Genomic DNA, 16951 nt, shown 5'->3' with positions numbered 1-16951 from the left:
GCCGGTCGGGTCGGCGCGAGGCGTGTCAGCTGGCCGCCGATCAGCAAGTGCGCCTGGAGCGGTCCACTCGGGATCTCGGCAGTCTCCAGACCCACTGTGCCGGTGTCGTTGAGGCGACCGCGAGGCTCCGTGTCGAGCCGGCGGGGTGCAGGTCGGTGTAGACACCGTCGTGGCATGCGGCCGCGTGTTGCTCCGACTGGCCGCTGGCGTTCCAGCCCGGTGCGGTGCCGACGAGGACGCCGGCCTCGTTGACGGCGGTGAGAGTGACCGCGAACGGGATGCCGTCCGGCAGCGGAGGCGGCAGCTGGGTGACGGTCAACGGCTCGGCCGACGCCAGAGCCGACTCGACCACTCCGATCGGATGGACCATCGAACGCCCGTCCTCCTCGGCGACCTGACGCTGCGGGCCGGGAGGCACGTGCTTCCCGGCCCGCGGTGGTCGCTCAGACCATGGCCTGCGCATCGATCAGCAGATAGGACTCCATCTGCTCGGACGCGTCGGACTTCACCCAGGCGAACATCGGCGTCCCGCCTCCTTCACCGATGATGCTGATCGACACCCACACCTTGTTCTGCTCGCCGGCGGCGCGCGGCAGCGTCAGCGTCTTCCTCGTCTGCAGGTCGTACACGGTCCGGCCGGAGACGAACAGGAACCGGTCACGGACGACGCCGATGTCGGGCTTACCGTTCGCGAGCGGGCGGGCCTGCGATCCGTCGCGCGGGGACACCATGATCCGGCCCCCCTGCCGCCCGACGCACCACGAGAGCGAGCAGTCGACGTCGGTCCAGTCCGCTGGCAGCCGAGCCTGACGTAGTTCCCCGGTCTCGGCGTTCCGGATCGTTCGGTGACCGGGCGTGCGGGCGTCGCTGAGCCACGGCCACTGCAGCACGGTCATCCCGGCCGCGTCCGGCACCGTGCGGATCCGGTCCTCTCCGATGCGGACCGTGCGGACCACGCTCGAGGCCTGGCCCTTCTCCTTCTTCAATGCCGGGGTGACGATGAGCGTGTCGCCGTCGATCAATACCCGGACCGCGCTCTGGTCGACGCCACCCGACGTACTGATCGGCGTGCTCAGCGCCTTACGCGCCTTCCCGCCGGACGCGGGCGCGTACCAGAGGTAGACCGGGGCGTCGGGCTCGGCGGCCCCCGAGGGCTGGCTGATCCAGGCGATCCAACGGACCTCTCCCGCGTCGACCTGCTGTCCGACGACCGTGACCCACTCGCCGGACGGGCTGACCGGCCGAGCCTTGCCGGTCGCCGGGTTCAGCGCCCACAGATGCGAGATGTTGGATTCCTCCCCGACCGGAGTGACCAGCAGCTGGCCGTCCGGGAGCACGCGTTCGACGTTGAACGGGTTGGGCCGGCCGTTGATCGGGATCGTGGCCGGGACGGTCCGGACGGCGTCCGGCCAGACATCGGTGATCGGGGCGCCGTCCTCGTAGTCGGTGTGGATGATCCGCACCGGCGGGGTGATCGGACGCATGTCCTCGTCCCCGGCGACGAGCTCGAGCACCGTGACGACGGCCGCCAGGACGATCAGCACGGTGATCGCGGCCGCGAGCGTCAGCATCCGGGAACGAGGAATTCCGGCCCGGCGGGCACGTTCGCGGAGCAGTGCTTCACCGGCGTCAGCGGCGGGTTCGGGGGCCGCGTCGGCGGCCCGGCGGAGGACCTCGGCGAGGGAGATTTCCAACGCGTCAGGCACGGTTGCTCCTCTCGTTGTGGACGACGCTGAGCGAGACGATCCGGTCGTCGGTCAAATGGCTGCGTAGTCGGCGCAGACCGCGTAGTGCCTGGCTGCGGACGGTGACCCGGGAGATGCCGAGGATCTCCGCGATCTCGCCGTCGTCGAGGCCCTCGTAGTAGCGGAGGACGATCACGGCGCGTTGCCGTCGGCCGAGCACCTCAAGGGCCTGCCAGAGGCCGGTGTCGTCCTCCACCCGGCGTAAGCCGGGATCCAGCGAGTTCCGGTCGGGCACCATGCCGGTGAGCTGCTCGCCGCGACGGCGCCGCCACCAGCTGATGTGCAGCCGGGACATCGTGATCCGGGCGTAGGCCTCGGGATGTTCCCGACCCTTGCCGCGGTCCCAGGCGTCGCGGAGCCGGAGCAAGGCTTCCTGGACCAGGTCGGCGGCGGTGTGCGGATCGCCGGCCAGCACGTAGCCGTACCGCAACAGCGATCGGCTGCGCTCGTTGACGAACCGCACGAACTCGTCGTCGGCGTCCCGGTCCATCAGCATCATCCCCGTCGAACTGTCGTCCTGGTCGCCTCCTGAACGCCGCCGAACGCCGAACCGTTGCACACGCCGGTCAGAAGCTCGTCGACGAGATGAGCCAGCCGTCCACCAACAGATCGGCCGACGTGACGAAGTTGGACAGGTCACTGGCCGGGTAGAGGATGGCGCCGGCGACGTCCTGGGCGGCCCACCCGGCGGAGCGGGGTGCGACCAGAGGGATCAGAGGACTTCCCTGGCCGTGGAGTTCCAGCGCCAAGCGCGCCCCCGGCTCTCCGGAGTACGGCCAGTGGCGGCCAGCAGGTCGTGCCAGGGATCATCGGAACGTACGGCGTGGGCGAAGATGCGCTCAAGGCACGGCGCGACGATCTGCGCCGGCGCCCGGTAGTCGATATGGTGCGCGCCCACGATGTCGCGGGTGTGAAGGACCAGCTCGACGATCCCCATCGCAGCCAGAGCCGAACGGTCGGGGTTTCCGTACGGATGCCAGCCGGTGCGGTCAGCGGGCACGCTGGCGACTACCGCGACGAGAAGACCCCCGACAGCGTCGAGGCAGTCGAGCACCGCTCGTGTGCCACCGCTCTCCACCGGCCAGAACATGCACGCGGGTCGCCCGGGAGTCAGCGAGAACTCCATCAGCGGCGCATAACCCTCGTGGCCATGTGTCCCTGACAACTGCATCGCATAGGCGCCCAGGTCATCCAGGATGTGCGCCATCGTCTCCCGGCAGGTCCAGTCGAGACCGGCCGCCGGCATTCCCCACCCGTCGTCGGGGACCTGTCGAAGGCTCGCGCGTGCATCTTCCAGCGCCGCCGAAACTAGATCGCTGTCTGGAATGCCGATCGGAGCCACCACGGGCCCAGCTTCCCACCTTCGGCTACCGCAATTACACCGGCGACGACTCCGCTTCAGAAGGTGCGGTCGGCCACCCGTACGCGCTCGGCTGCCTCGATGGCTTGGCGCAGGGTGGTCGCCGACACCGGCGCGGCCGGGGCCTGGAGCACCTGCTCGACCGGGATGGAGGGGTCGGCGAGGTAGAGGCGGGTGTGGGCCGAGGTCTCCGGTTCGATGCGCCAGCTGTCGGCGAACGATCCCGCGTCGACGGTGTCGAATCCCACGCCGGTCGATCAGCCGCGCTCAGCCTGCCGCCGTCCGATGCATTCGCTCCGATCGTGTACGCGGAGACGAGCACTGCGCCGCCGGCTGCACCGGCCAGCTGCTGGATGGTGGTGAAAGCCGCGGCGCCGTGTGGGTAGAGCGCCCCGGGCTGAGCGCCGTAGCCGTTGGCGATCTGGATGGCCAGCATCATCTGTGGGGTGGTCACGACACGTCCTTCGACTGAGAGGAAACCCGGCCACCCGCCCGCTCCGCTGCGGTCAGTCAGCAGGGCGGTAGCCGTCGACGTAGAAAGGGAGGCACCGACGCGAGCCGACGCGAGCACCCGTCCGGATGCGCATCGCACCGTGCGTTCGCGACTGGTGCGAATTGGCGAGTTATCGCGGTGTAACGACGCTCGGAGAGGGCGATAACTCGACAACTCGCACGGGACGTCTGCCGGGTGCGCCGGTTCGTCGACTGTGCTGCTCAACGAGACATCTGCTCGGATTCGATGGGGACGACGGCCGAAACCCGCCAGACGCCCGTGCGGTACCGGCCTACGGTCGCAGGCATGTCGCCGCAGAACGTAGCCATCGTTCAGAACGCCTGGAAAGCATTCGCCAGCTACGACGCTGAACAGATCGCCGCTGTTTTCACTGAGGATGCCGAGTGGCTCGCGCCTGCAGACAATGCAACCGCTGTCGCGCTGGAGGCGCCCAGCCAAATGGTCGGCAGAAAGGCCATCGTACACTTCCTCGCTGAGGACTTCTCCCGCTTATTCGTCCGCGACGTTGCCGTCGATTTCCGCGGATTTTACGCCGATGGGGAGCGAGTAGTCGTGGAAGAGACAATGACCGCGACGCTTGCCAACGGCAACCATTATTTCAACGACTACTGTCTCGTGTTCGAGCTCCGCGATGGCCTCATCCATCGGGTCCGCGAATACACGGACACGGCCCGTGGACACCGGATGGTCCGCGGCTGAGCGCGCTGTCGACTTGTAGCACCATCTGGCCAGCACCGCGCTGCCCGGCCGCGGATCATCTGTTGACGATGGTGACCGTTCCGCCGTAGACGGTAGGACCCTCGATCGGGTCGTACAGCCAGAGTCGCCAGGTGTAGTCACCCGGCGCGAGCGATCCTGCTGGGAAAATCGCGTAGTGGTGCACTAGCAGCACCCGGCCACCGGACTCCGGCAGCAATCGGTAGCTTTGGATCTTCGTTCGGGTCAACGGCACCTCGCGGAATTGCCCGAATTTACCCGATCGGGCCCAGAGTAGCCGCGCCTTGACGCCTTTCAGGTAGGCGATCGTCGCGGCTCGATCGTAACCGGGGACCTCTGTCGACTCGTAGACGAATATCCCGGCCAAGAAATGGTCCCGAGTGGTGAAGGTGTGCGGCGTCTCATCGTAAAGCCGGAATTGGCAGGTTTGCCAGGCGCGTGACAGCGGGGTGTCCTTACCTTCCAGGGTCTGCCGAGCGCCGATGGGGCCGGTTCGGGCCAAACCCTGCACGTCACGGTTCGTACATCTGGTGTTGAACGACGCAGCAACCGTTGGATCAACCCAAAAGAGTAACAGGGCCGGAACAATGGCGAGAATGACTGCGATACGACGAACCATCATCTTCCTCCCCCGCGTTTTGAACCCTTCCGTGCAGTCTCTTCCTGGACAGCAGGGCCGTCAACGGCTACGGCGCACCGATAGATGAGGACTTCGGATCACCTGCTTCGGCCTACGACGGACCGCGATCAATACCATCGCCGCCGGATAATTGAGTGGGCGCTAGGCAACGGAGGAACCAACTTACTCACCTGCCACGGATAAGCCGCAGAAAATCGTCGCCCTGTTTCACGGGAACAGGTCGGAAGTGAGGACTACGCGCCGATCGCGGTGGCTGCGCATGCGTACCGGGCGGCTTCCTCGTGCGGGTTCGGGACGTCGAGTCCGGCTTCGAGGCGCTCGTTGGTGGTGGCCATGCGGAAGAGCAGAGCGCGGGCCACTGCCGCCGTCGAGACGTTGACTTCTCCGGGCAGCGACGGGCGCGCGCCGTACCGGCACAGCGCGTCGGCCACGACGACGCCGTCGGCGAAGGCGGGTGGTCGCCAGTAGGGAGAGACATCGATGATGGCCGGCGTCATGCCGGGTGCGAAGAGAACGGGGTACGACAACGGCCATCCTCATACGGCTGGCCCAGCCACGCGAGCGGCGAGTGCGTTCAGCTGGCCCCGGCCACCTGAACGCACTCGCCCTCGATGCCTTACGGGCAGTTCACCAGGGTCTCGGCGTTGCAGGCATCGACGTCGACATCGACACCGCCGTCGGCGCTGTCGTTGCCCGGCCCACCGGTCAGGTCGTCCGCACCCACGTCACCGAACAGTTCGTCGTCGCCCTGCCCACCGGTGACTACGTCGTCCCCGCCACCACCGTAGAGCTCGTCGTGGTCGGGTCCGCCTTGGATGACGTCGGCGTCGTCGTTAGTTTTCGGCTGCTGGCCGTCACCGAAGATCACGTTGTCGCCCGGGCCACCGTCGATGTCGTCGAGGCCTCCGTTGCCCTCCCCGTAGTCGAGGAGCCCGGAGCCGAGGTCGATGGTGTCATCGCCGGCGTCGCCGAACGCGTGGTCGTATCCGCCGTTGGTGTTGATGATGTCGTTGCCGCCACGACCGCAGACCATGTCGCCGCCGCCGCCGGTGGTGATGTCGTCCACGGCGCCGCTACCCAGCACCCAGTCGGGATTCGGGTTCGCGGCGAAGTTGTACACCCCACCACCCGCCGGGAGCACGTGCGTGTCGTACCCCACCTGCGCAGCGAACGCCTCGGAAAAGCCATTGCACTCCGGCACCGCCTGGGCGGGCTGCGCAGCGCCCAACGCGACGACGCCGACTAGGACGAGACCCGCTCCCGCTGCGAATGAGCGGAGCGTCCCCCGAGATGTCTTCATGATGTTCCCCTCAGCCTGTGGCGGCCCGGGGTGAACCTGGGCGCCTGGTCGCCGCCTCGTGCGGCTCCACGGCGAAGACTTCAGGGCGTCCGTTAGCCGAACGCTAACCGGAGTCGGCTCTGTGGTGCCCTACGTCAATTTATGGACGAGACGCCGCGCGCGGATTCGCCTAACCTGGCCGACATGACGAGCACGAACCCCTGGCCGTTCAGCTAGCAACCCGCCGGCTACCCCGAGGCAGCGCCCGCGGCCGGCGACGTGGCACGGCGATCCGCCGCGCCCACCGCTGACGAAGGGTTCACCATGCTCTTGCTCATCTCCGGCGCCCGCGACGCCGGTGAGTCGATCGTGTTCCGGCGTTCGGTCGTACTCCCCGACCTCGCACTCCCGCCGGCTCTCGAAGTTCGCTGGCGCGAGCGAACGACCGGGTTAGCCGCACAGCGTGCCCGCGAGCTGGCTGTCTGGGCGGCACCTCTCCCTACCCGGCGCCCCAGCCGTGCCCGGGCGGATCGCCGGCGTACCGTCAGCCCACGGCATCGACGTCACGTCACCTCGGCCCGACGCCGACGAAGCCACCCGGATTGATCGGCTCCTCTTGGGTAGGGGCGTCGGTTCCATCACCCCGCCGAATTCCCGCCGCAGGGCGCTTGACCAGCCGAAAGCCGGTCAGACGCCCTGCGGCACTGTGGGACTATCCGCCTGATGCCCGGATCGACTGAGGGGCGGCAGATGCGAGCACTCGTCAAGTGGGCCGCGCGGCATGCCGTGCTGCTCGCGCTCTTCTTCGCGGTCGCGCTCATCGCGGGCGGCGTGCTGGCATGCCTCGCTCCCGATCGGTTCTGACGGAGGCGCGAAAAGGGCTTCAGCCAGCCGCGGAATCAGCGTGGCTCAGTGATCAGGTGGCGGAGATCCGTGCCGCAGCGCGGGGTGAAGACCAGCATCCGCTGCCTGCGGTCGTGGCTGAGAACGACCTCGCAGTCGAAGTCCAACCGGCCCGCCGTCGGGTGGAGCAGCGACGTGGTCTCCTGGCGGCAGAGCCGCACCTCGTGGTTCTCCCACAGACGGCGGAACTCGGGGCTTTGCTCACGCAGCGCCTCGATCAAGAGCTCTGCTTCGGTTGGGTCGGGTTCGAGGTCCGCCGAGGCCCGCACGCTGGCGGCGTAGGTGGCGCTCTGGTCGGCGTGGATGTCCGCGGGGTACAGGCTGCGTTCCTCCGGCATCGTGAACCACCGGTAGTAAGCGCTTCGCGCCAAACCCGTGTAACGCGTCTGATCGCCGAAGAGCTCCAGGCCCAATCGGTTCTGCAGCAGGGTCTGGCCCAGGTTCGAGACGATCAGCGCCGGGTTCCCGTCGAGCGCGTGCAGCACTCGACGCAGACCCTGATCGACGTCGTCGCGGTCCGGGACCTTTTGCGGCGGGTTGTGACCGATCAGGTGGAACAGGTGATCGCGCTCGTCGATGGTCAGGTCGAGCGCTCGGGAGAGTGCCGACGCGACCTCGGGCGAGGGCCGCGGCCCGCGTCGCTGCTCGAGCCGTGTGTAGTAGTCGATCGAGATGTACGCGCGCTCGGCGACTTCTTCACGACGTAGTCCGCAGGTGCGGCGAGACGTGCGTTGAGCGGGGACGATGGCGGCTCGCCGATGTCGCAGGAAGTCTGCCAAGGCCTCGCGGTTCACCTCGTGATCTTACGACTCGCCCCTGGTGGAGGCCCTTCCCGCCCCTTCTACCAGGGACTGTCGATCCCTGGTTCGCTCGCGCGCCCCGTGCCACCGTTCGATGTCTCGCGGACGAGGAGAGGTCGAGTTGGTACTCAGAGTGGACGTGCCGTCCGCCATGGTTCACGGCGACGTGGAGCAGGGTTACGGTCCGGTGGCCGACGCGTTCCGGCGTAACTTCGCGCAGCGGCGGGAGATCGGCGCCGCCTGCGCGGTCTACCGGGACGGCCGCAAGGTGGTCGATCTGTGGGGCGGTTATCGCGACGGCCCAGCACGCGAGCCGTGGGAACGGCACACGATGGTGCCGGTCTTCTCGACGACCAAAGGGGTGTCGTCGATGGCCGTCGCGGTCCTGCACTCGCGCGGACTGCTCGACTACGACCAACCCGTAGCGGCCTACTGGCCCGAGTTCGCGGCGGCGGGCAAAGCAGGCGTCACCGTGCGTCAACTGCTCTCCCACCAGGCCGGGTTGGCGGTGATCGATCGGCCGCTCGACCTGCGTGACCTGTCCGGCTCCCCGACCCTGGCCGCAGCGCTGGCCGATCAGCGCCCGGCATGGACGCCGGGCGAACACCACGGCTACCACGGCACGACGCTCGGCTGGTACGAGAGCGAGCTCGTCAGCCGGATCGACTCGCGCGGTCGCCACCTCGGGCAATTCTTCGCCGACGAGGTGGCGAAACCACTCGGCCTGGAATTTCACATCGGGCTGCCGGACAGCGTCGATCGCCGCCGCATCGCCCGCTTCCACGGGTTCCGGCCCTGGGAGATGCTGCTCCACCTCAACGCGATGCCGGCAGCCTTCGCGCTGGCGTTCGCGAACCCGAGAAGCCTGAGCGCCCGCGCGTTCCGGAACCCACGAGTACTCGGCGTCCCGGACAGCATCAACCGGCCCGAGGTCCAGGCCGCCGAGATCCCCGCTGTCAACGGTGTCGGCGAGGTGCGTTCGATCGCGCGACTCTACGGCGACGCCGCGACCGGCGGCGGCGGGCTCGGGCTCACCACGTCGACGCTCGACGAGTTGACCAGTCCCGCAGCGACGCCGTCGCGAGGACTCGACGACCAGATCCTGCGCCTACCCACCCAGTACTCGCTGGGCTACATGAAGCCGTTCCCCGCGTTCCGCTTCGGCTCCGCGTCCGGGACGGCGTTCGGCACGATGGGCCTGGGCGGCTCGTTCGCCTTCGCCGACCCCGACACCGGTGTCGGATTCGCGTATGCCATGAACCGGAGTGGCTTCCACCTCTGGGACGACCCGCGCGAGGTGGCGCTGCGCGAGGCCCTGTTCACCACGGTGCTCGGCGAGCGGCCTCAACGCCCCGACGCACCAGCCGCCCGCTGACCGGACCTGCCCTCCCGCCCGGCCACGGAAGCCGGCCTGCCGTCGAGTCGACGATCGGGCAGCCGGTGACCACGCACGCGGCCGGTACGACCACCACACCGAACAAAGGCACACCGATGAAAATCTGGACCGACCGGCTCGTCGAGCTCGGCGTCACGCTGCCGCACGTCGCGGCACCGGTCGGAGGCTACGCACCTGCGGTCCGCTCCGGACCGTACGTCTACACCTCCGGCCAACTGCCCTTCGTCGGCGGAACGCTGCCGGCCACCGGCAAGGTCGGCGACACCGTCGACATCGCCGAGGCCGCCGACCTGGCCCGGACCGCCGCCGTGAACGCCCTGGCGGCGGTGGAAGCGCTGGTCGGCATCGACGCGGTGGCCCGCATCGTCAAGGTCACCGGCTTCGTTGCCTCGGCGCCGTCGTTCACCAGCCAGGCCGCGGTCATCGACGGCGCCTCGACCTTCCTGCACGACGTGTTCGGACCGGCCGGCGTCCACGCCCGCTCCGCCGTCGGCGTGGCGGTGCTGCCCCTCGACAGCCCGGTCGAGGTCGAGTTGCTCGTCGAACTCAGATCCTGACCATCCCTGTCCTCGAACCCGCCGCCGGGCCGGCGTCCCCGTCACCGCGGTGCGCTACCAGGGAATCATCCACGACTTCGTGATGCTCAACGCTCTGCGTGAGACGCGGGCGGCGGTCGGCGCGATCCGTCAGGCCGTCGACTTCCTGTCCACCATTCTGTCGACCTGTTGAAAGGCACTGCCATGAAGCCCACCATCGTCCTCGTCCACGGCGCGTTCGCCGAGTCTGCCAGCTGGAACGACGTCGTCCAGCGGCTGCAGGCCGACGGCTACCGAGTGGTCGCCGCACCCAACCCGCTGCGCAGTCTGTCCGGCGACGCCGCCGTCGTCTCCAGCGTTCTCGCCACGATCGAGGGGCCGGTCGTGCTCGTCGGTCACTCCTACGGCGGGGCGGTCATCTCCAACGCCGCCGTCGGCCACGACCACGTCAAGGCCCTCGTGTTCGTCGCCGCGTTCGCACCCGAGGCCGGCGAGAGCATCGGCGAGCTCTCCGGCAAGTTCCCCGGCGGCACCCTCGGCGAGACGCTCACCGAGGTGCCCCTGCCGGACGGAACCGTCGACCTGTACATCCGGCAGGATAAGTTCCACCAGCAGTTCATCGCCGACGTCCCGGCCGAACGCGCCGCCCTCGACGCGGCTGCCCAGCGCCCGCTCAACACCACAGCGCTGAACGAGGGCTCCGGCGAACCGGCGTGGAAGTCCGTGCCGTCCTGGTTCGTCTACCCCGAGCTCGACTTCAACATCCCGCTCGAGGCACACCGCTTCATGGCCGAGCGCGCCGGCGCCCGCAGCCGGGCGGAACTGCAGGGCGCGTCGCACGCGATCCCCGCGTCGCAGCCCGCCGCAGTGACCGACATGATCCTTCAGGCCGCCGCGTCGATCGTCTGAGGCGAGCCGGTGCCGCCCCGCCGGAGGGGTCGGCGCGGCACCGGGCAGTGCTCGCCGGGCCGGCGAGGCGTCGAGCGGCCGGCTCCGCCGATCAGCGGGTGGCCGCGTGCTGATCGGAGTTCGTGCTCGGCGCAGGATCACGCCTGCGCCGAGCGGACGAGAACTCAGTTCCGCGTCATGGTCGACGCGTAGCCTCCCCCTCCGGGGTAGGTCCAGGCACCGGTGACCGTGCTGCCGTCGGCGCTGAACGTGCCCTGGTAGTAGGCCGGGCTACCTTTTGCGCCCGCCCAGATAGTGAGGGTGTCCGCGCTCAGTTCGTAGACGTAGTCGAAGGTGTTGCCGACCGCGTCGTAGAACCTCGACACCACGTCGTCGCCGACGGGTTCGCCGAACGGGTGCAGGTGGCCGATCACCTCGAGGCCGGTGACCGGCTGGCCGAACTGGGTGAGATCGACGTGCTGCAGCAGGAAGAACCGGCCGGGCATCCACTCGTATCGCACGGTTCCTTCGGCGCCGCCGGTCACCTTCCAGGTGCCGACGAGTCGTTCCAGCGCTTGCAGTTCGACGCTCGGCTGCGGGTTCTCGATCATGTTGTCCTCCTCGGTGAGTGCTGCCGGTACCTCGGAGGTGACGTCCGCGCTTCGACGCCCAACCTGTGTGGTCTACGTCACATCGGCCAGGTGTCGAACTTCCCGGACGAGCTCCGAGGTAGCGGCAACAACGGCACCGAATGGAGACCGTCATGGCCACCTACGCGATCCCCGCCGCCCCGTCAACTCACCGCTCGTCCGGACGTCTGCTACTCGCCGGCGCTCTCGCCGGGCCGATCTTCTTCGCCTCCGCCATCGCCCAGATGCTGACCCGGCAGGGATTCGACCTCACCCGCCACCCGATCAGCCAGCTCGCCACCGGCGAACTCGGCTGGGTCCAGAGGGCGACGTTCGTGGCGGCCGGCGTCGGCGTGCTGGCGCTGGCCGTAGGCGTCCGACGGACGCTCACCGAGGGGGTGGGCCGTCGCGCGCTGCCGATCCTCATCGGGATCTTCGGCGCCGGTCTCATCGCGGCGGGGCTGTTCACGGCGGATCCGGAGTACGGCTTCCCGGTCGGCACTCCCGACGGACCGGTCGCCCACATGTCGTGGCACAGCGTCGTGCACTCGGTCGCGGCCGCCGTCGCCTTCACGGCCGTGGCCATCGCCGCCATCGTGCTGACCGTCCGGTACATCCGCCGCCGGGCAGCATTGCCGGCCGTGGCGAACGGCGCGGTGGCGCTCGTCCTGTTGCTGCCCATGTCGCCCGAGCAAATGAGCCTGCAAATCGCCGCGACCGGGCTGGTCGCCTTCACCTGGACGACCGTTCTGGCGGTGAGGCTGCGCCGCGCCGCGTAGCCGGCCGTACCGTCTCACCACGAACGTCGACACCGAGGATGACCATGAAGTATTTGCTGCTCAGCTACACCCCGGCCGCCGCCTGGGACGCCACGACCGCGGACACGCCGTCCGCGGAGGCGCTGACCGCGTTCGCCGCCTACCAGAAGTTCGAGCAGGAACTGACCGCCACCGGCGAGTTAGTCACCAGCGAGGGCCTCGGCCACCCCGCGGTCAGTACGACCATTCACCGGACGCCCGCCGGTGTGGTGGCCACCGACGGGCCGTTCGCGGAGCTCAAGGAGGTTCTGGCTAGCTTCGCCGTGATTGATGTGGCCAGCCACGAACGCGCCGTCGAGATCGGCTCGCGGATCGTCGAGGTGCTGGGCGAGCCGATCGAGATCCGGCCGATCATGGGCGAGGACTTCACCGCATGACCCCCGACGTCGAGCACCTGCTGCGCATCGAGGCGCCGCAGGTGCTCGGCGCACTGGTGCGCCGCTTCGGACACTTCGACCTCGCGGAGGACGCGGTGCAGGAGGCACTCCTCGCCGCGAGCCGCACGTGGCCCGTCGACGGCGTCCCGGAGAACCCGCGCAGCTGGTTGATCCGAATCGGCTACCGGAGGATGGTCGACCACCTCCGCGCCGACCAGGCCCGGCGCCGCCGCGAACAGCACGTCGGGCTCGGTGACGTGGCCATGCAGGAGCCGGCTCGCCGGGCTGAGCCGCCGTCGGAGACCGACGACAGCCTCACGCTGCTACTGCTCTGCTGCCACCCCGCGCTGAGCAGCGTCTCCCAGGTGGCGCTCACCCTGCGCGCCGTCGGTGGTCTGACCACCGCCGAGATCGCGCACGCCTACGGCACGGTCGAGGCCACCATGGGCACGCGGATCAGCCGCGCCAAACAGCAACTGGCTCGCGTCGGCGCGCGCTTCACCCCGCCGACCGACGCTGATCGCGCGGACCGGATCGTCGCCGTGATGCAGGTGCTCTACCTGATCTTCAACGAGGGCTACACAGCCTCCGCCGGCGACGAACTCGCCCGCGTCGACCTGACCCGCGAAGCGATCCGGCTCACCCGCATGCTCCGGGACTCCCTTCCGGACGACCCCGAAGTCGCCGGCCTGCTCGCGCTCATGCTACTCACCGAGTCCCGGCGCGCCGCCCGCACCAACGCCGACGACGCGCTGATACCGCTGGACGAACAGGACCGGGATCGGTGGAACTCCGACCTGATCCGCGAAGGCACCCAACTGATCGACAGCGCCTGGATCCGGCGGGAGATCGGCCCGTACCAGCTCCAGGCGGCGATCGCGGCCGTGCACGCCGCCGCCCCGTCCACCGACCGAACGGACTGGCCGCAGATCGCGGCACTCTACCTGTGGCTCGAACGGCTCAGCCCCACCGCGCCCGTGCGACTCAGCCGGGTCGTCGCCGTCGCCAACGCCTACGGCGCGGCCCGCGGCCTGGCGCTCCTCGACGACCTCAACCGTCGCCACCAACTGGACGAGGAGCCCCTGACCCGCCAACGCGAACGCGCCGTCCGGGCACACCTCCTGGAGATGACCGGCGACAGACGCGGCGCGGCCACCCTCTACCGCGAGGCAGCAACCCTGACCGACAACCGCGTCGAGCAGCGGTATCTGCTCGACCGAGCCGACCGCCTGACCTGACCCAGGTCCGCCGCCAGCCGACGATCACCCGCTCGGCGCCGGAGCCCGCACCAGCCGCGCGGCCTACCCGCCAGCGACGTCTTGCGGTTGCAGTGGTTGGTTGGCCGGACCTTGGATGACGGCACCGTCGATGCCGAACCGGGAGCCGTGGCACGGACATTCCCACGCGGTTTCGGCGTCGTTGAACTGCACGATGCAGCCGAGGTGGGTGCACCGTGCCGACACGGCGTGGAGCTGACCGGTGTCGTCGCGGTAGGCCGCGCATTGCCGCCCGTGTACCCGGACAACGGCGCCGGTGCCCGGTTCGATGTCGTCCACCGAATCGACGTGGGAGGGGCGGACCCGGTCGCCGACGAAGTGGCCGGCCACCTTGGCCTGGAGCTTCAGCATCGAGCCGGCCTCGCGCACCAGATTCAGCCGGCCGGGATCGTAGAGGTCGGCCCAGGGCGGTTCGGATCCGGTGATCCGAGCCGCGAGGAGCTGGCCCGCGAGGACACCGCTGCTCATCCCCCATCCGCCGAAGCCGGTGGCGACCCAGACCTTGTCGGTGCCGGGATGGAAGCGTCCGATGAACGGCACCTGATCGGTACTGGTGTTGTCCTGCGTTGCCCAGCGGTAGGCGATCTGCGTCCCGGGGAAGCGCTGCCGGGTCCACTCGGCGAGGGTCTCCCACTGCTCGGTGACCTCCCCCGCGCCCGGCGTGAAATGCTCGCCGGTGACGATGAGCAGACGTTGCCCGTCCCGGTACGGAGCGGTACGGACCGATCGGGTGTTCTGCTCGGGGGTGAGGTACACGCCACCGGGGTCACGGTCGGCAGAGATCGCGCCGGCGACCACCAGCTCGCGTCGTGGTTCGAGGCGGGCGAAGAGCAGCGCTCGGTCGAAGACCGGGTAGTGGGTGGCGACCACGACGTGCCGGGCGGTGATCGTGTGCCCGGCCTCGGTCGTCACGGCGCACGGATTTCCTTCGTCCAAGCCGGTCGCCGAGGTCCGTTCGAAGATCTGTCCGCCGCGGCGGGTCAGGTCGTCAGCGAGGCCGAGCAGGTACTTGCGAGGGTGGAACTGCGCCTGCTCCTCGACCCGGACGGCGCCGGCGACCGGGAACGGCAGGCCGGTCTCGGTGACGAAGGAGGCGTCCAAGCCGGCGTCCGCCGCGGCGTGAGCCTCGGCGTGGAGCTGCTCCAGGTTGTCGGTCGACTCGGCGTACGTGAACGCGGGAACCCGCTCCAGATCACAGTCGATCCGGAGCCCTGCGGCCACCGCGGCCACCCGCTCCACCGCTCGCTGCTGCGACTCGGCGTAGAGCCGCGCCGAGTCCGCGCCGAACGAGGTGCGCACCTTGTCGTAGATCAGGGTGTGCAGCACCGACAGCTTCGCCGTCGTGTATCCGGTGACACCCGCCGCGATCCGGTCCGCCTCCACGAGCGCCACGGTCTGCCCGGCCTCGGTCAGCTCCCACGCGGTGGACAGTCCGGCGATGCCGCCCCCGACGACGACCACGTCGACCTCGAGGTCGGCGGTCAGCGCCGGGTACCTGGTCGCCTCGGTGCTGTCCATCCAGTACGACTCGACGGCACCCGGCAGCGTGGGCGATTCGGCCACGGGACGCTCCTCGCGGTATGGGTTCGGACCCCGGCCACTTACCCGGGCGTCGATGCGGCAAACGGCACGCCCGAAGACCTTCCGGCTTCCTGAGGCGGGCGGTGAACAGTCCTCGCCGTCCGGCACCCGGCCCGCTCCCGGACGTGCTCCGGTCAACGCCGCCCGCATCTTCAGCGTCCGGCTCCGTGCTCTTCTGCACCGTTGCCACCATGACGGTGCCCACGTCCATCGGCAGCCGCCTGACGGTGTCGTGCCCGTGTTTCGGACACGCCTGGCGGAGCGCGCCCTGGCGCCTGCTCAGCCGTCAGTTCACGTACACCGCGTCCTGACGACGTGAGACGACCTGCGGAAACACCAGGACGGGGCATCGGGCGTGCCGGATGCAGGACTGACTCACCGACCCTCCGAACAGCCTCGTCGCCACCCCGTGCCCTCCGTTACCGACCACCAGCAGCCGCGCCGTCTCGCTTGCTTCCCGCAGTGTCCGCGCCGGGTCTCCTTGCACCACGCGACGTCGAACCGAGTCCGCCTGACCGCATCCGGTCGCAGCGATCGAGTCCTCCAGAAGGCGTTCGGCGACGGCGATGCCCGCGGTCAGATCAGACGGCACCGCGGCACCGCCGAGCGATAGGCCGATGGTCTCCGCTTGGTTCCAGACGGTCACCGCCTCCACGGACGACTCCAGCAGCCAGGCGTGGTCGATCGCCCACCGCAGGGCGTCGACCGAGCTCTCGGAGCCGTCGACGCCCACGACGATGGGCGGCGGCACAGCGGCGCTCCGGCACTCAGCGATCTCGTCGCTCATCTGGGCCTCCTCCCGAACGGGAACGGTCGGACCACCCGCCCGCGGCGCGCACTTCGTTCCACCAGAACCGCAGACCCCAACTGAACAGCACAACCAGGCAGAGCAGGGCCCCGACCGCCGCGGCCCCGATCATGACCAGAAGGACTCCGAGCCCTACGCCGAGTAACGCCGCGAAGGCCAGGTCGTACCATCGCGTCGCCCACTTCTGACGCCGGAGCGATTCAGCGCCAGGACGCACGGGCTCCTCCGCGGCGTCGGCCGGATAGCGCCTGGTGATCTCCTCCCAGGCTTGCTGTTCGTCTGACGTGAGCACTCGGGACCTCCTTCGCCCGGCCTTGTCCTGACCTCGACCGTGCTCCGCCGCGCCGCGTCCCACCAGATCCGGCACCGGCCGATTGAGGCAGACCGACATTGCCGACGATCGGCACCACCGTCGCGGAGGCCGGTCACCGATCGGGAGTTGGATGCCTCGCGGTCCGGTCGTCGATCCAACCATCGATCGATGGCGATCAGGCTTGCGCGCGGGCACTCCAGGCCGCGCGCGTGGTCGAAGTTGCTGATCGGGAGCCGGTGGCCAGGCCCGGACGGGGGCTCCCGAGCGGAAACTTTTCCGCACCGCCCGGCGCACTCCGCCCTCCCGACATAGAGGGCATGCGTAACCTGCTTCCCTTCCGGTCCGCTCCCGCCCCGACCTCCAAGGTCGC

21 protein-coding genes and 1 pseudogene are annotated in these 16951 nt (G+C 69.2%); 9 read left to right on the top strand and 13 right to left on the bottom strand.

Going from position 1 to position 16951, the window contains the following annotated elements:
- Nucleotides 1-40 precede the first annotated feature (40 nt).
- From ABEB28_RS36325 to ABEB28_RS36300, 6 genes are all read right to left on the bottom strand, one after another.
- Complete coding sequence (locus tag ABEB28_RS36325; protein ID WP_345732818.1) at nt 41-370, bottom strand: hypothetical protein; 330 nt, start codon at nt 368-370, stop codon at nt 41-43.
- Nucleotides 371-443: 73 nt separating this feature from the next.
- Nucleotides 444-1706, bottom strand: coding sequence for a hypothetical protein (locus ABEB28_RS36320; RefSeq protein ID WP_345732817.1), 1263 nt, complete (start codon nt 1704-1706; stop codon nt 444-446).
- Nucleotides 1699-2244, bottom strand: coding sequence for a SigE family RNA polymerase sigma factor (locus tag ABEB28_RS36315; RefSeq protein ID WP_345732816.1), 546 nt, complete (start codon nt 2242-2244; stop codon nt 1699-1701). The genes ABEB28_RS36320 and ABEB28_RS36315 overlap by 8 nt, the downstream gene beginning before the upstream one ends.
- A gap of 67 nt (nt 2245-2311) precedes the next feature.
- A complete protein-coding gene (locus ABEB28_RS36310) occupies nt 2312-2494 on the bottom strand; it encodes a hypothetical protein (RefSeq protein ID WP_345732815.1) in 183 nt (60 codons plus the stop codon).
- On the bottom strand, nt 2458-3090 hold the full coding sequence (locus ABEB28_RS36305) for a DinB family protein (protein WP_345732814.1): 633 nt from the start codon (nt 3088-3090) through the stop codon (nt 2458-2460). The genes ABEB28_RS36310 and ABEB28_RS36305 overlap by 37 nt, the downstream gene beginning before the upstream one ends.
- Before the next feature lie 53 nt (nt 3091-3143).
- A complete protein-coding gene (locus tag ABEB28_RS36300) occupies nt 3144-3353 on the bottom strand; it encodes a hypothetical protein (RefSeq protein WP_345732813.1) in 210 nt (69 codons plus the stop codon).
- A gap of 551 nt (nt 3354-3904) precedes the next feature.
- Here ABEB28_RS36300 and ABEB28_RS36295 point away from each other — a divergent pair.
- Nucleotides 3905-4318, top strand: a complete 414-nt coding sequence (locus ABEB28_RS36295; RefSeq protein ID WP_345732812.1) for a nuclear transport factor 2 family protein — start codon at nt 3905-3907, stop codon at nt 4316-4318.
- Nucleotides 4319-4373: 55 nt separating this feature from the next.
- On the opposite strand, the gene ABEB28_RS36290 is transcribed toward ABEB28_RS36295, so the two are convergent.
- The 3 genes from ABEB28_RS36290 to ABEB28_RS36280 form a co-directional block, all read right to left on the bottom strand.
- Nucleotides 4374-4958 (bottom strand): hypothetical protein, encoded by a 585-nt coding sequence (locus ABEB28_RS36290; RefSeq protein ID WP_345732811.1) that lies wholly within the window; start codon nt 4956-4958, stop codon nt 4374-4376.
- A 251-nt stretch (nt 4959-5209) separates the two neighbouring features.
- Complete coding sequence (locus ABEB28_RS36285) at nt 5210-5503, bottom strand: hypothetical protein (RefSeq protein WP_345732810.1); 294 nt, start codon at nt 5501-5503, stop codon at nt 5210-5212.
- An 89-nt stretch (nt 5504-5592) separates the two neighbouring features.
- Complete coding sequence (locus ABEB28_RS36280) at nt 5593-6276, bottom strand: calcium-binding protein (RefSeq protein WP_345732809.1); 684 nt, start codon at nt 6274-6276, stop codon at nt 5593-5595.
- Between the two features lie 702 nt (nt 6277-6978).
- On the opposite strand from ABEB28_RS36280, the gene ABEB28_RS36275 reads away from it, so the two are divergent.
- The gene (locus tag ABEB28_RS36275) at nt 6979-7119 is read left to right on the top strand and encodes a hypothetical protein (RefSeq protein WP_345732808.1); all 141 of its coding nucleotides are present in this window, start codon (nt 6979-6981) and stop codon (nt 7117-7119) included.
- A gap of 35 nt (nt 7120-7154) precedes the next feature.
- On the opposite strand, the gene ABEB28_RS36270 is transcribed toward ABEB28_RS36275, so the two are convergent.
- The gene (locus ABEB28_RS36270; protein WP_345732807.1) at nt 7155-7952 is read right to left on the bottom strand and encodes a helix-turn-helix transcriptional regulator; all 798 of its coding nucleotides are present in this window, start codon (nt 7950-7952) and stop codon (nt 7155-7157) included.
- A 127-nt stretch (nt 7953-8079) separates the two neighbouring features.
- Here ABEB28_RS36270 and ABEB28_RS36265 point away from each other — a divergent pair, with 127 nt between their 5' ends.
- From ABEB28_RS36265 to ABEB28_RS36250, 4 genes and pseudogenes are all read left to right on the top strand, one after another.
- Entirely contained in the window at nt 8080-9333 is a 1254-nt protein-coding gene (locus tag ABEB28_RS36265) for a serine hydrolase domain-containing protein (RefSeq protein ID WP_345732806.1), read from the top strand.
- Nucleotides 9334-9449: 116 nt separating this feature from the next.
- Nucleotides 9450-9911 (top strand): RidA family protein, encoded by a 462-nt coding sequence (locus ABEB28_RS36260; protein WP_345732845.1) that lies wholly within the window; start codon nt 9450-9452, stop codon nt 9909-9911.
- A gap of 22 nt (nt 9912-9933) precedes the next feature.
- A pseudogene (locus ABEB28_RS36255) lies at nt 9934-10083 on the top strand (esterase); the annotation flags it as partial.
- An 11-nt stretch (nt 10084-10094) separates the two neighbouring features.
- Nucleotides 10095-10799: an alpha/beta fold hydrolase gene (locus tag ABEB28_RS36250; RefSeq protein ID WP_345732805.1), complete on the top strand. Its 705-nt coding sequence runs from the start codon at nt 10095-10097 to the stop codon at nt 10797-10799.
- A 164-nt stretch (nt 10800-10963) separates the two neighbouring features.
- On the opposite strand, the gene ABEB28_RS36245 is transcribed toward ABEB28_RS36250, so the two are convergent.
- On the bottom strand, nt 10964-11389 hold the full coding sequence (locus tag ABEB28_RS36245; RefSeq protein WP_345732804.1) for a hypothetical protein: 426 nt from the start codon (nt 11387-11389) through the stop codon (nt 10964-10966).
- Nucleotides 11390-11541: 152 nt separating this feature from the next.
- Here ABEB28_RS36245 and ABEB28_RS36240 point away from each other — a divergent pair, with 152 nt between their 5' ends.
- Genes ABEB28_RS36240 through ABEB28_RS36230 form a run of 3 tightly spaced genes read left to right on the top strand, consistent with a single transcriptional unit; the run spans nt 11542 to nt 13840 of the window.
- A complete protein-coding gene (locus tag ABEB28_RS36240; RefSeq protein WP_345732803.1) occupies nt 11542-12186 on the top strand; it encodes a DUF998 domain-containing protein in 645 nt (214 codons plus the stop codon).
- A 44-nt stretch (nt 12187-12230) separates the two neighbouring features.
- On the top strand, nt 12231-12602 hold the full coding sequence (locus ABEB28_RS36235) for a YciI family protein (RefSeq protein WP_345732802.1): 372 nt from the start codon (nt 12231-12233) through the stop codon (nt 12600-12602).
- Nucleotides 12599-13840 (top strand): RNA polymerase sigma factor, encoded by a 1242-nt coding sequence (locus ABEB28_RS36230; protein WP_345732801.1) that lies wholly within the window; start codon nt 12599-12601, stop codon nt 13838-13840. The genes ABEB28_RS36235 and ABEB28_RS36230 overlap by 4 nt, the downstream gene beginning before the upstream one ends.
- 63 nt (nt 13841-13903) lie before the next feature.
- Here ABEB28_RS36230 and ABEB28_RS36225 read toward each other — a convergent pair whose 3' ends face one another.
- Complete coding sequence (locus ABEB28_RS36225) at nt 13904-15397, bottom strand: FAD-dependent oxidoreductase (RefSeq protein WP_345732844.1); 1494 nt, start codon at nt 15395-15397, stop codon at nt 13904-13906.
- A 349-nt stretch (nt 15398-15746) separates the two neighbouring features.
- Nucleotides 15747-16247, bottom strand: coding sequence for a universal stress protein (locus ABEB28_RS36220; RefSeq protein WP_345732800.1), 501 nt, complete (start codon nt 16245-16247; stop codon nt 15747-15749).
- Nucleotides 16248-16951: the final 704 nt, after the last annotated feature.

It is taken from the genome of Cryptosporangium minutisporangium (assembly GCF_039536245.1).
GTDB lineage: Bacteria > Actinomycetota > Actinomycetes > Mycobacteriales > Cryptosporangiaceae > Cryptosporangium > Cryptosporangium minutisporangium.
Note: the sequence above shows the minus strand (reverse complement) of the source record. Positions and strands in the feature narration are given on the sequence as shown.

Coding starts and splice junctions, on each gene's coding strand:
- ABEB28_RS36325 (WP_345732818.1), bottom strand. CDS start 370: ATGGTCCATCCGATCGGAGTGGTCGAGTCGGCTCTGGCGTCGGCCGAG.
- ABEB28_RS36315 (WP_345732816.1), bottom strand. CDS start 2,244: ATGATGCTGATGGACCGGGACGCCGACGACGAGTTCGTGCGGTTCGTC.
- ABEB28_RS36295 (WP_345732812.1), top strand. CDS start 3,905: ATGTCGCCGCAGAACGTAGCCATCGTTCAGAACGCCTGGAAAGCATTC.
- ABEB28_RS36290 (WP_345732811.1), bottom strand. CDS start 4,958: ATGATGGTTCGTCGTATCGCAGTCATTCTCGCCATTGTTCCGGCCCTG.
- ABEB28_RS36280 (WP_345732809.1), bottom strand. CDS start 6,276: ATGAAGACATCTCGGGGGACGCTCCGCTCATTCGCAGCGGGAGCGGGT.
- ABEB28_RS36275 (WP_345732808.1), top strand. CDS start 6,979: ATGCCCGGATCGACTGAGGGGCGGCAGATGCGAGCACTCGTCAAGTGG.
- ABEB28_RS36260 (WP_345732845.1), top strand. CDS start 9,450: ATGAAAATCTGGACCGACCGGCTCGTCGAGCTCGGCGTCACGCTGCCG.
- ABEB28_RS36250 (WP_345732805.1), top strand. CDS start 10,095: ATGAAGCCCACCATCGTCCTCGTCCACGGCGCGTTCGCCGAGTCTGCC.
- ABEB28_RS36245 (WP_345732804.1), bottom strand. CDS start 11,389: ATGATCGAGAACCCGCAGCCGAGCGTCGAACTGCAAGCGCTGGAACGA.
- ABEB28_RS36240 (WP_345732803.1), top strand. CDS start 11,542: ATGGCCACCTACGCGATCCCCGCCGCCCCGTCAACTCACCGCTCGTCC.
- ABEB28_RS36235 (WP_345732802.1), top strand. CDS start 12,231: ATGAAGTATTTGCTGCTCAGCTACACCCCGGCCGCCGCCTGGGACGCC.
- ABEB28_RS36230 (WP_345732801.1), top strand. CDS start 12,599: ATGACCCCCGACGTCGAGCACCTGCTGCGCATCGAGGCGCCGCAGGTG.
- ABEB28_RS36225 (WP_345732844.1), bottom strand. CDS start 15,397: ATGGACAGCACCGAGGCGACCAGGTACCCGGCGCTGACCGCCGACCTC.
- ABEB28_RS36220 (WP_345732800.1), bottom strand. CDS start 16,247: ATGAGCGACGAGATCGCTGAGTGCCGGAGCGCCGCTGTGCCGCCGCCC.